The 12629-nt window shown below is 69.7% G+C and carries 11 protein-coding genes; 4 read left to right on the top strand and 7 right to left on the bottom strand.

What is annotated here, in order from left to right; all coding sequences use genetic code 11:
* Positions 1-79: 79 nt before the first annotated feature.
* From ABD908_RS08580 to ABD908_RS08570, 3 genes are all read right to left on the bottom strand, one after another.
* A complete protein-coding gene (locus ABD908_RS08580; protein WP_344993741.1) occupies positions 80-1135 on the bottom strand; it encodes an NADH-quinone oxidoreductase subunit B family protein in 1056 nt (351 codons plus the stop codon).
* A gap of 128 nt (positions 1136-1263) precedes the next feature.
* Complete coding sequence (hypB, locus tag ABD908_RS08575) at positions 1264-2076, bottom strand: hydrogenase nickel incorporation protein HypB (RefSeq protein WP_344993739.1); 813 nt, start codon at positions 2074-2076, stop codon at positions 1264-1266.
* 1 nt (position 2077) lies between these two features.
* Positions 2078-2407, bottom strand: a complete 330-nt coding sequence (locus ABD908_RS08570; RefSeq protein ID WP_344993736.1) for a hydrogenase maturation nickel metallochaperone HypA/HybF — start codon at positions 2405-2407, stop codon at positions 2078-2080.
* A gap of 259 nt (positions 2408-2666) precedes the next feature.
* Here ABD908_RS08570 and ABD908_RS08565 point away from each other — a divergent pair, with 259 nt between their 5' ends.
* Positions 2667-2972 (top strand): HoxN/HupN/NixA family nickel/cobalt transporter, encoded by a 306-nt coding sequence (locus tag ABD908_RS08565; protein WP_385920517.1) that lies wholly within the window; start codon positions 2667-2669, stop codon positions 2970-2972.
* Between the two features lie 295 nt (positions 2973-3267).
* Positions 3268-3465, top strand: a complete 198-nt coding sequence (locus ABD908_RS08560) for a hypothetical protein (RefSeq protein ID WP_344993732.1) — start codon at positions 3268-3270, stop codon at positions 3463-3465.
* A 54-nt stretch (positions 3466-3519) separates the two neighbouring features.
* Here the strand turns inward: ABD908_RS08560 and ABD908_RS08555 are convergent, their stop codons facing one another.
* The 3 genes from ABD908_RS08555 to ABD908_RS08545 all read right to left on the bottom strand — a co-directional run bounded on the left by ABD908_RS08555 (position 3520) and on the right by ABD908_RS08545 (position 6689).
* Positions 3520-4755 carry a GAF domain-containing protein gene (locus tag ABD908_RS08555; RefSeq protein WP_344993729.1) on the bottom strand — a complete coding sequence of 412 codons (1236 nt, stop codon included), beginning with the start codon at positions 4753-4755 and terminating at the stop codon, positions 3520-3522.
* A 41-nt stretch (positions 4756-4796) separates the two neighbouring features.
* Entirely contained in the window at positions 4797-5846 is a 1050-nt protein-coding gene (locus ABD908_RS08550) for a 2,3-butanediol dehydrogenase (protein WP_344993844.1), read from the bottom strand.
* A 66-nt stretch (positions 5847-5912) separates the two neighbouring features.
* Complete coding sequence (locus ABD908_RS08545; protein ID WP_344993726.1) at positions 5913-6689, bottom strand: acetoin reductase; 777 nt, start codon at positions 6687-6689, stop codon at positions 5913-5915.
* A gap of 176 nt (positions 6690-6865) precedes the next feature.
* Between ABD908_RS08545 and ABD908_RS08540 the strand changes: the two genes are divergently transcribed.
* Together ABD908_RS08540 and ABD908_RS08535 are read left to right on the top strand one after the other, a co-directional pair.
* On the top strand, positions 6866-8014 hold the full coding sequence (locus ABD908_RS08540) for a hypothetical protein (protein WP_344993723.1): 1149 nt from the start codon (positions 6866-6868) through the stop codon (positions 8012-8014).
* Positions 8015-8134: 120 nt separating this feature from the next.
* On the top strand, positions 8135-9967 hold the full coding sequence (locus tag ABD908_RS08535) for a flavin-containing monooxygenase (RefSeq protein WP_344993720.1): 1833 nt from the start codon (positions 8135-8137) through the stop codon (positions 9965-9967).
* Positions 9968-10100: 133 nt separating this feature from the next.
* Here ABD908_RS08535 and pheT read toward each other — a convergent pair whose 3' ends face one another.
* Complete coding sequence (pheT, locus tag ABD908_RS08530) at positions 10101-12578, bottom strand: phenylalanine--tRNA ligase subunit beta (protein WP_344993718.1); 2478 nt, start codon at positions 12576-12578, stop codon at positions 10101-10103.
* Positions 12579-12629 lie beyond the last annotated feature (51 nt).

Below are 12629 nucleotides of genomic sequence, written 5' to 3'. Positions count from 1 at the left end.
TCGTTCCGATCGGAGACGGGCACATCCGCCGTCGCCTCCGGCCCGGACTCGGCTCGGCGAGCCCGGAGACGTTCTGGGACTACCAGGTTCGCTTCGCGCCGCTGGTGAGTTGGGCGCCCTTGCTGCGCCAGTGCGGCTCACGGTTGACCGTGTGACCGGTGATGTGCCGCAGGGTGCGGACCGTGGCGCCGTAGCCGCGCACCATGGAGGTCGACAGCTTCCCGCCGGGTGGCTCGTCCATGAACGGCATGAACTTGTCCGGGAAACCCGGCATGGTGCAGCCGATACAGATACCGCCCACGTTGGGGCAGCCGCCCACGCCGTTGATCCATCCGCGCTTGGGCACGTTGCAGTTCACGACGGGGCCCCAGCAGCCGAGTTTGACCAGGCATTTCGGCGACCCGTACTCGTGCGCGAAGTCACCCTCCTCGTAGTACCCGGCGCGATCGCATCCCTCGTGAACGGTGGTGCCGAACAGCCATACCGGACGGAGCTGGTCGTCGAGCGGGATCATGGGCGCCTGCCCGGTCGCCATGTACAGCAGGTAGGTGATGGTCTCGGACATGTTGTCGGGGTGAGCCGGGCAACCGGGAACGCATACGATCGGAATGCCCGCCTTGGACTTCCAGTCCCACCCCAGGTAATCGGGTACGCCCATCGCTCCGGTGGGGTTGCCCTCCATCGCGTGGATGCCGCCGTAGGTAGCGCACGTGCCGACCGCGACGACCGCGGTCGCCTTGGGCGCCAACCGATCCAGCCACATGCTGGTGGTCATCGGCTGTCCCGTAGCGGGGTCGTTGCCGAACCCGCACCAGTACCCCTCGTCGTGCAGGGCCTCGTTCGGGATGGAGCCTTCGACGACGAGCACGAACGGATCGAGCTCGCCCCGATCGGCACGGAAGAACCATTCGAGGAAGTCGTCCGCACCCTGGTTCGGGCCGCATTCGAAGTCGATCAGGGGCCAGTGCACTGCTACCTGGGGCAGCCCGGGCAGGGCTCCCAGCGCAATCTCCTCGATGGTCGGCTGCGTGGCGGCGGTCAGCGCGACGGAGTCGCCGTCACAACTGAGGCCGGCATTGATCCAAAGAACGTGTATCAGAGTCTTTTCGGCTTCGAGTGCCTGGGCTGTAGGCATCGTCGCGCACTTTCCGGGGGCGTCAGCGCCCCCTAGCTGCCGGGGTCGCACCTTGCGGCTCACTTGCGCATCGCATATCCATGCTCTGTCAGCCTCGCCGCTAAGTCAAGACATCGAAGTGATTCAGGTCACAAGACAGTGGACGCTACCCGGCCGCCGGCCAGCCAGTCGCGCCACGCCTGCAGTCCGTCGCCGGTCCGCGCCGACAGGGGCATCACCTCGACGCCCGGATTGACCTGTCCCGCAAGCTTCCTCAGTCGCTCGAGGTCGAAATCGACATACGGGAGCAGATCGGTCTTGTTGACCACCACCAGGTCGGCGGCGGCGAACATGTGCGGATACTTCAGCGGCTTGTCGTCGCCCTCCGTCACGGAGATGACGACCACCCTCCAGCGCTCCCCGAGATCGAAGAGGGCCGGACAGACCAGGTTTCCGACGTTCTCGATGATCAACAGGCTCCCGTCGGCCGGATCGAGGCTGGTCAGCGCGCGCGCCACCATGGCAGCATCGAGATGACACCCCGAGCCCGTGTTGATCTGCACCGCCCGGGCGCCGGCGGCCCGGATCCGTTCGGCGTCGATCAACGTCTCCTGATCGCCCTCGATGACGCCCACCGGCACCGGCGATTCGGAGATCGTACGCTCGAGCAGCGTCGTCTTTCCGGCCCCCGGCGAGCTCATCACGTTGAGCGCGGTGATTCCGCGGTCGCGCAACCACTCGCGGTTGTGCCCCGCCAGATGGTCGTTCTTGGCCAGCACCAGCTCCTCGATCTCGAGCGTGTGCGTCCGGAGATCGCCGTCGACGTGGTCGTCGTGATGGTGGCCCGGGCCATGATGATGACCGGGACCGTCGTCACCGTGCGGATGACGGTGATGTTCCGGCTGGTCACCCACCACCGTCACGCCGGCCTCGTCGCTACCGCAACCACAGGTCGCACACATGTCAAACCACCTCCACGGAGATCAATTGCAACTCCCTGCCGGAGACCACGCGAACATCGGCGCTCCCACACGGGCACAACAGGATCGGGTCGTCTCTGGCGATATCGCGGCCGCAGTCCTCACAGTGCAGCCGACCGCCCGGTTCCTCGATGACGAGTTCCGCACCGTCGAGCGGTGTGCCGTCGGTGACGAGGCCGAAGCAGAAGCGCAGCGAGTCCGGCTCCACACCTGAGAGCCGACCGATCCGAAGCCGCACGACGGTGACGCGACTGCCACCCGTGTGCGCAGAGACGTTGTCCAGGACGCTCTCGGCCACGGCGAGTTCGTGCATGGCACACCTGCTTCCGGATTCGACGATACGACCGCCGGCACCGAACGGCAAGAGCCGGCGAACGGTGCGCGGCGGATCCGGCGGCGCATTGCGGCCTGCCCACCGGCGAACAGTCTTTCGGCGATAGAGACAGGATGCGGCAGCCACGGAAGATGCATCGATGTTCGAATGCGTGGTGGGAGTTCCCGGATGTGCGCGCCGCATCGTTTCGATATGTCTCCACCCACCATCGCGATGATGTTCGCCGTTCTCTGCTCGGGTGGGGTCGGTTGCCGGTCGCGGCATCGAAGCACGTCACCCTCGGCCCCTCCGGAGTGTTCGGCATCGGCTCGGGGCGACCGCCTACACACTGGGCAGGCGACACACCTTCGACGCCGATCACATCGCTGCGATCGACAATACGACTCGGAAGTTGTTGTCCGACAACCTACGACGCGAATCGACGACAGTCGGCTTCTACTTCTCACTCGGCCATTCGACGGTCGTCTTCGCCCTCTGGGCGCTGATCGCTCTGAGTGTGCGCGCGCTCGCAGGCCAGATCGACGGATCGGCGGCATCGAGGTGACCAGCCTGCTCTGCGGCGCGCTGCACATCACGAGCGGACCGGTCGCGTGGATCGGCGGATCGACCTCGATGGGTTCGGCTACGTGATCGTCGGGGTCTCCTGTCGACATGGCTGGAGTCTGTCGCCGTGTCGCATGCCCTCACCGACGGCCCGGCCCGCCGCCCGTCACCGACCGCGCCGGCGGTGACGCCTGACGATCTGTAGCTATCGACAAGGTCCCTGCAAGGCAGCGCCAAGAGCCGGGTCACAGAGTGGAGTCCGTAACGCTCCACGATGTGTCGACGAAGGACCTAGCATGTATCCGACTCAACCGCTGCGGCTCGCGCCTCGCCCCGCAGCCAAAGGCCTCCTCGGCTCCCTCGGCCGCATGCTCGACGGTGTCGCCCCGCGGGTCGAGGACCGCCAGGTGCTGGTGAAGATGGGCTGCGGCCGCCCCAGCCTGGTCGGCGATCACCGCCGACACAACCACGTCACCCGAGCTTTCCACATCTGATACCGCCGACGACCGCGCCGCGGCGTCCCATCCGCCGCGGATGCCGCGCGGCCGTCACCGCAGAATCTCCACCGCGACACCGTCGGCGAACCGATACGGCTGTGCTGCGATCAGCCCGGCCAGTCCGCGCCGCAGCCGCGAGATCTCGGCACGCACGGTGATCACCTTCTCGGCGTCACCGAACAGCGCCTCGGCGAGCTGCGCGGCCGACCGCCCGGCACCGTCGACGGCGATCAGCTCGAGGATCTGGGCGTGCCGCGGCGACGGCGCATACCGCCATGCACCCGCCGCGCCGCCGACGATCACCTCAGGTGGCCGGCCCGGCCGGAGGTCCAGGGTGACCCGCGTCCCGGCGGGGGCACCGCCACCGTCGGCGGGCCCGGAACCGTCCGCGCGCTCGGGCTGCAGAAGCCAGCCGCCCGGCAGTGGGTCGACGCTGCACAGTCCCAGCTCGGGCAGCCGGATCAGAGGGCCGACGACCCCGGTCGGCAGCGTCACGCGGGTCCGCGGCGCCAGATCGCCGACGGCCGCGACCCACCCGTCGGTATCGACGGCGATCCCCGGCCGGCCCAGCCCGGCGAGCATCGGCGCCGCGACACTGCGGAGCCGGTCGAGGCCGACGAGGTGCGCCTCCCGCAGGCGGGATTCCGCGAGCCGAGCGACCGCGGTGACCAGGGCCACCGTCGTCGGATGGATCGTGGCGGCGGGCCCGGACACATCCACCACGCCGAGGATCGAGCCGGTACGCGCGTCTCGGATCGGCGCGCCGGCGCATGTCCACGCGTGGTGGCTGCGGGCGAAGTGCTCGGCAGAGAAGATCTGCACCGGACTCCGTGACGCGAGCGCCGTGCCGATGGCGTTGGTGCCGACGCTGTTCTCCGCCCAACTCGCGCCCTCCACGAACCCCAGGCGGTCGGCGTTGGTCAGCACCCGGGACGAGCCGCTGCGCCACAACACGCGGCCCTCACGGTCGGCGACGACGAGGATGTTGTCGCCGTCGGCGGTGAGGGGTTCGAGTCCGCCCCGGAGGTCGTCGATCACGGCGGCCAGGCCCGACTCGCGCCGCCGGCGCTCCAGGTCGGAGGCGGCGAGCGGGTCGATCCCCGGGTGCGTGTCGGGGCCGACACCGGCCGCACGCACACGCTGCCAGGAGTCACCGATGACCTCACGGGGCCGCGCCGGTGCCCGGCTCCCCGACATCGTCGCGTCATAGACCTCCGCGAGGAGGCGCGCATATCGGCGCGGATCCTCCCCGAAGGCCATGGCGGGTTCGGCAGCGGTACGACTCATCACCTTCGATTGTGCCCCACGCCACACCGAGGTCGAGCCGATCACCCGACCGGGTCGATGAGGACCTTCATCTTCTCGCCCCGGTGCAGGGCCTCGAAGCCGTCCTCCACCACCTGGGCCAGGCCGATCTTCTCGACCCAGCCGGTCGTGTCGTACCGTCCCTCGGCCATCAGCGCGATCACCGCTTCGAAGTCGACGCCCGTGTAGCACAGCGACCCCTGGATCCGGGACTCGTGCATCACCAGCTCCAGCAGCGGCGTCTCGAGCGGCTTCTCGTAGATGGCCACCGCCACCGTCGGCCTGCGCGCCCCGACCGACGCGAGCGCCGTGCGCACCGCCGCCGCGACACCGGCGGCGTCGAACGCAGCGTCGGCCATCGCACCGCCGGTCTCGTCGGCGACGAGCGCGGGGACGTCGACCGCTGCGGGGTCGACCGTGCGGGCGCCGAGCCGCTCGATGGCCGCGCGGCGCGTGGCCGACGGCTCCACGACCAGCGTGTTCTCAATGCCCTGACCGCGCAGTGCCTGGAACACCCCGATGCCGATCGGACCGGCTCCGAACACCAGGGCGGTGTCTCCGGGGTGCAGGTCCGCGAGGGTGGTCGCGTGGTAGGCCACGGACATGGGCTCGACCAGCGCACCCAACTCCAGCGACACCGAGTCGGGCAGCCGGTGCAGCATGTAGTCGGGCACCGTGGTGAACCGGGCCATGCCACCGTCGGACATCAACCCGTGGAACCCGATCGACTGACAGATGTTGTAGTGCCCCGCCTTACACGGCGGGCACGCCCCGCACCGGTACACCGGCTCGACGGCGACGCGGTCGCCGGTCGCCCAGCCGGTGACGCCGGAGCCTGTGTCGCGGATCGTGCCCGAGAACTCGTGGCCCATCACCAGCGGGAGTTCCTTGCCGGTCAGGGGGTGGGGGGCGCCGTCCGGCACGAAGATCGGACCCGCGAAGTACTCGTGCAGGTCGGTCCCGCAGATCCCGTTGAAGCCCACCTCCACCAATACCTCACCGGGTCCGGGCGCCGGGACCGGCACCTCGTCCACACTCACGCTGTTCGGCCCGTGGTACACCGCTGCTCGCATAGTCGTCATCGTCGGATTCCTTCTGTCGGAGTTCGTCCGGTCGCCCGGCCGGGCGCCGGGTGGTGGTCAGCGGTAGACCAGGCCGCCGTCGATGAGGCCCGCCTGGCCCGTCATGTAATCGGAGTCGGGGCCCGCGAGGTACGACACGTACGCGGCGACGTCCTCGGGGGTCTGCGCCCGGCCGAGCGCGATCCCGCCGACGAACTTCTCGTAGGTCTCCCCCACGGCGGCACCCGTGAGCTCCGCGAACCGGCGGTCGATCTCGACCCACATGTCGGTCCCTACGACGCCGGGGCAGTAGGCGTTGACCGTGATCCCGGCCGACGCGTACTCCTTGGCTGCCGCCTGCGTGAACGCCCGGACGGCGAACTTGGTGGCGCTGTACGCGCCGAGCATCTCGAAGCCCTCGTGTCCCGCGATCGACGATGCGTTGATGATCTTGCCGCGGACGCCGCGGGCCTGGAACGACGCCGCCGCCGCTTGGATGCCCCACAGGACACCGTCGACGTTCACGGCGAACAGCCGGCGCAGCTCTTCCGGCGTGACGTCGGCGACGGGTCCGACCTGTGCGATCCCGGCGTTGTTCACCACCACGTCGAGGCCGCCGAGCTCCGCGACCGCGGCGTCGACCGCCGCGAACACCGCACCGCGGTCCGACACGTCGGCGGTGATGGCGACGGCACGACGCCCGGCGGCGCGCACCTGCGCGGCGACCGCGTCGATCCCGGGCGCGGTGAGGTCCACGAGCGCGAGATCCAGGCCGTCACCGGCCAGCCGACGGGCGATACCTGCGCCGATACCCCTCCCTGCACCCGTGACCAGCGCGATCCTGCTGTCCGTCATTCGCCGACTCCCTTCGTCCGCGGCGAAGTGCCGCGCATCAGGTCTATGTGACCGGTGCCACAGGCGACAGGGTTGCGGACGGTTGCAACTGCTGATCACGTCCGCAACCTCGCGCAACCCTTGCCACGGCGACCAACTGAATGTGGTGTAGCTCACACTTCGGAAAGGAAGAACCCATGACAACCACCGGAATCACCGCCGCTGAGACCCCGACGAGAGCGCTACCGCGATGGGCCGTTTTCGGCGTCGCCAACCTCGCGGTCGTGGCAGTTCTCGCGGTCGCGAGCTGGTATCTGCTCGCAGACCCGACGACCAGCCCGTGGCACCTCTATCCGCTGCCGTTCAACGCAGCGCTGTTCTGGGCCATCCTGTTCGTCGTATTCGTCGGCTTCGTCTGCGAGTTCGTCGGATTCGACCGGCTGCCGCAGCCCGCCCGCGGGCTGGCGCTGCTCGCCTCGACCGCGGTGTTCGGGATCGTCGCGACGTGGGTACTGGCCCAGGGACTCGGGCGCATCGCCCCCGACTTCGCCGCGAGTCGGCCAGGCGGGCTCGGCTACTTCTCCGGAGCCCTGTTCGTCCTGTTCGGATTCGGCACATGGGTGATGTCGGTGCTGAACTGGCGCCATTGGCCGTGGCCACAGCTCGGTCTTCGCCAGCCGCTCGCGGGGCTCTGCGAGATCGTCGCCGTCGCGATCCCGACCATCGTGCTGTACCTCGTCATCGGGCTGCCCGCGTTCTCCGTCCATGTCCGCAACCCCTTGATGGCGGGCGACACCGTCCTGGGCTGGTTCTACTCGATCGTGGTCGCGGTGCTCATCACCGGTCAGCTGCTCGACGACCAGCCGTGGCAGATGCTCGGCCGCGGTCGCCCCGGCCGGGTGGCGTCGGTCTCGACCATCGGCAACATCGCGCTCGGGACAGTGCTGTACTTCGTGTTCGTGCAGCTGACCCACCTCCTCGTGGGCGCCCGGGCAGCAGGCGATCTCGGCGTCGGGATCCATCAATTCCCGGCACAGCTCGGGGTGTGCTGGGCCTTCTGGATGATCTTCTGGGCCAACGCATTCGAGAATCGACCCACCTCGCTCGGCACGATCGCCAACGCGGCGATCCGGCTCGCGCTCACGTTCGTCCTCGCGGTCGCGACCTTCGAGCTGTACTACCGGTTCGGCGCGCGGCGCATCCTGCACGAGCCGGCGGTCGCCGCCGGGCTGTCCGGGAACGCCCTGGGATTCCTGGACTGGGCCGTGCTGTGGACCTTGTTCTACGTGGTCGGCTTCCAGTCGTACGGCCTCGGCCGGTGGGCGCCCGCGGGCACCGCGGACTGAACCGGTGCCCGGACGCAACCCCGCGCAACCCTTGCCGCGACCGAGCCAAGGGAGTGTGGTGTGTATCACACGACATCATCCGCTGACGACTCATCATCCATTCACGACAAGGAGCACCGAATGACCGCAACGCTGGATTCGGACCAGAGCGTCGAGGCCACCCCGCAGGAGCGTGCCGACGCGTGGCTGGCGAAGTTCGAGACCGCCCTGAAGGCCCGCGACATCGAGGCCGCGGCCGGCATGTTCGGCACGTCGAGCTTCTGGCGCGACCTGGTCGCGTTCACCTGGAACCTCAAGACCGTCGAGGGCCCCGATGGGGTGGCCCACATGCTGACCGCGCGCCTCGCCGACACCGACCCGTCGGGCTTCCGCACGTCCGAGCCTGCCACCGACGACGGTGGCGTGGTGAGCGCCTTCATCGAGTTCGAGACACGGGTCGGCAGGGGCAAGGGCCACCTGCGGATAAAGGACGACGGCGACGGCGACAAGGCCTGGACCCTGCTGACCACGCTGCGGGAGCTGAAGGGATACGAGGAGAGCCAGGGCACCGCGCGTCCTCTCGGCGCGGTGCACGGCGCCCACAACGAGGCTCCCACCTGGGCCGAGCGGCGTGAGCAGGAGGAGGCCGAGCTCGGCCGGTCGGTGCAGCCCTACGTGCTGGTGATCGGCGGCGGCCAGGGCGGCATCGCGCTCGGCGCGCGGCTGCGGCAGCTGGGCGTGCCGGCGCTCGTCGTGGACAAGCACGCCCGCGCGGGTGATCAGTGGCGCGGCCGGTACAAGTCGCTGTGTCTGCACGACCCGGTGTGGTACGACCACCTGCCGTACCTGCCGTTCCCCAGGAACTGGCCCGTCTTCGCACCCAAGGACAAGATCGGCGACTGGCTCGAGATGTACACCCGCGTCATGGAGGTCCCGTACTGGACGCACACCACGTGCTCCAGCGCGTCCTACGACGAAGCGAAGGGCGAGTGGACTGTCGAGGTGGATAGAGATGGCGAGAAGCTCACCCTGCACCCGAAGCAGCTGGTCCTCGCCACCGGTATGTCGGGCAAGGCCAACATCCCGCACTTCGAAGGGATGGACGTCTTCCAGGGCGAGCAGCACCACTCCAGCGCGCACCCCGGCCCGGACGCGTACCGCGGCAAGAAGGTCGTGGTGATCGGGGCGAACAACTCCGCGCACGACATCTGCAAGGCGCTGTTCGAGAACGGCGCGGACGTCACGATGGTGCAGCGCAGCTCCACCCACATCGTGCGGTCGGGCTCGCTGATGGAGTACGGGCTCGGCGACCTGTACAGCGAGCGGGCCCTCGCCGCCGGCGTCACCACCGACAAGGCCGACATGATCTTCGCGTCGCTGCCGTACCGGATCATGCACGAGTTCCAGATCCCGATCTACAACAAGATCCGCGAGGTGGACGCCGACTACTACGCCAAGTTGGAGAAGGCGGGCTTCGACCTCGACTTCGGCGACGACGACTCGGGTCTGTTCATGAAGTACCTGCGCCGCGGGTCGGGCTACTACATCGACGTCGGCGCCTCCGAGCTGGTCGCGGACGGCTCCATCAAGCTCGCGCACGGCGACGTCGACCGTCTCACCGAACACTCGGTGCTCCTGCAGGACGGTACCGAGCTGCCCGCCGACCTCGTGGTGTACGCGACCGGCTACGGCTCGATGAACGGATGGGCCGCGGATCTCATGGGCCAGGACGTCGCCGACACGCTCGGCAAGTGCTGGGGGCTCGGGTCGGAGACGGCCAAGGACCCGGGGCCGTGGGAGGGCGAACAGCGCAACATGTGGAAGCCCACCAACGTGCCCGCCCTGTGGATGATGGGCGGCAACCTGCACCAGTCACGCCACTACTCGCTGTACTTGGCACTGCAGCTCAAGGCGCGGTACGAGGGGCTCGACACGCCGGTGTACGAGCTCGCCCCGGTGTATCACCTGAGCTGACCCACGACTCCGGCGGCGGGGCCGTGACCCCGCCCCGCCGCCGTGACCAAGTAACGCAGCGAGCGGGCCGCATCAGGCACCGCCGGCGCCGGGAGCGCAGCGAGCGGGCCGCATCAGGCACCGCCGTGACCGACTACCGCAGCACCGCCCCGACCGCCGCGGCCGCACTCGCGACCGCGGCGTCGCGGGCTGCGGACGCCTCGTCCTCGGTGAGGGTGCGGTCGGGCGCCCGGAAGCGCAGCGAGAACGCCATCGACTTGCGGCCCTCCCCCACCTGCGCGCCGGTGAACACGTCGAACAGCGAGATCGCCTCGAGCAACTCCCCGGCCCCGGCGGCCAGCGCTTCCTGGACGGCGGCAGCCGGCACGGCACGGTCGACCACGACGGCGACGTCCTGCAGCACCGCCGGGAACGGCGAGACGACCGGCGCGGGGTAGACCTCGGTCAGCGGGATCGCGTCGAGGTCCAGCTCGGCGGCGACGGTGCGCGGCGGCAGCCCGGCTCGCTCCAACACGGCCGGGTGCAGCTCACCGGCATGGCCCACGACGGCACCGTCGAACAGGACTTCCGCGCACCGTCCCGGGTGGAACGGAGGGTACTGCGCGGCCCGCAGTTCGACGGTGACGCCCGCCGCCCGGGCGATCTCGCGGATGGCCTCGAACGCGTCGGCGGCGTCGGCCACCCGGCCGGTGCCCCACGGCCCTGCCGGCGAGCGCTGCCCGGTGAAGACCACGGCGACGTGCTCGGGCTGCCGCGGCAGGGACGCGTCGAGCGCAGCGATCTCGTCGTCGGTCGGCCGCCGGTCGACGGGGATCGGCGCGACGGCCCGGGTCTCGTCCGTGGGTAGGACGACCTGGGCGATCGTGTAAAGCGCGAGGTCGCGCTGACCGCGGGAGACGTTACGCGCGAGGATCTCGAGCAGTCCGGGCAGCAGGGTGGTGGCCAGCTCCGGCCGGTCGGCCTCGAGCGGGTTGAGCACCTTGGTCGTGCGCCGTCGGGCGTCGCCCGGGTCGAGTCCCCAGGTGTCGAACACGGCGGCGGGCAGGAACGGACTCAGCAGCACCTCGACGTGGCCGGTGTGGGCCAGTGAGCGGCTCACGATCCTTCGGCGGCGCTGCCGCGGGGACAGCCCACGGCCGCCGGGTGCCGCAGGCAGCACCGGCGGGATCTGCTCCAGCCCCTCCAACCGCAGCACCTCCTCGACCAGGTCCGCGGGCATGTTCAGGTCGGGCCGCCAGGTCGGCGGGAAGACGGTGAGCGTGCCGTCACCGTCGGCGCCCTCGACGCGGCAGCCCACCTGGCGTAGGCGCCGCTCGGTGGTGCCCGCCGGGTAGTCGACGCCGGCGGTGCGAGCGGGCAGGTCGGGCGCGATCGCGACCGCAGGCCGCTCGGTGTAGCCGCCGAGGTCGGTGATCTCGCCGACTACCGCGCCACCGGCGATCTCGGTGAGCAGCCGGGCCGCCTCGCGCACCGTCCACACCGAGATCGCGGGGTCGACGGTGCGTTCGTATCGCTTTGCGGCGTCCGACGACAGCCTGTGCCGCTTGCCGGTGCGGAACACGGCCACCGGATTCCAGATCGCGCCCTCGAAGATCACGTCTGTGGTGCCGTCCGAGACCTCTGTCCCGGCGCCGCCCATGACACCGGCCAGCGAGATCGGGCCGGAGCCGTCGGCGATCACCGTGTCCTCGAGGTCGAGGGTGCGGGTGACGTGGTCGATGGTCTCGAGCGTCTCCCCCGCTGTCGCCTTCCGCACGACCAGCCCGCCGCGCAGCGTGGCGGCGTCGAACGCGTGCAAGGGCTGGCCGGTGAGCAGCATCAGGTAGTTCGTGATGTCGACGGCCGGGCTGATCGGCCGCACGCCGGACGTGAGCAGTCGTCGCTGCAGCCACCACGGTGTCACCGCGGCGGGGTCGATCCCGGCCACGCGCAGGGCGGTGAACCTGGTGCAGCCCGACTCGGGCTCGACCCGCAGCGCGATCTCGCCGACGCCGCTGCCAGACTCCGGCGAGGGCGTGGTGATGTCGGTGAACGGCAGGTCGTAGCCACACGCCAGCTCGCGGGCGAGGCCGCGAACCGAGAACGCGTACCCACGATCGGGCGTCACGTTGAGCTCGATCACCGAGTCGTGCAATCCGAGCACGACCTTCGCATCGGCACCGGGTTCGGCGGTGCCCGCGGGAAGCACGAGGATCCCCGCGTGGTCGTTGCCGATGCCGAGCTCGCAAACCGAGCAGATCATGCCGTCGGACACGTGGTCGTAGGTCTTGCGCGCGGCGATCGCGAAGCCGCCGGGCAGCACCGCACCGGGCAGCGCGGCGACGATCAGGTCGCCCTCCGCGAAGTTCCGTGCGCCGCAGACGATCCCGCGAGGCGCATCCTCGCCCACGTCCACCTGGCAGAACCGGATGGGCTTGCGGAAGTTCGTCAGCTCCTCGATGTGCAGAACTCGGCCCACGACCAGCGGACCGGTGACGGTGTCGAGCGAGTCGAGTTCCTCCACCTCGAAGCCGACGCGGACGAAGCCCGCGTCGAGCTCGGCCGGCGACACGCCCCAGTGCGGGGTGTCGCGCCGCAGGATCTCGGTGAGCCATGACTGTGCTACTCGCACTGGGAGTCCTTACGTGATGTGGTCGCGTGATGTGGTGGTCGCGTGTGGCGG

This window comes from Tsukamurella soli (assembly GCF_039541155.1).
Classification (GTDB): Bacteria; Actinomycetota; Actinomycetes; order Mycobacteriales; family Mycobacteriaceae; genus Tsukamurella; species Tsukamurella soli.
The sequence above is the reverse complement of the archived record's forward strand: the minus strand, read 5'-3'. Positions and strand labels throughout refer to the sequence as shown.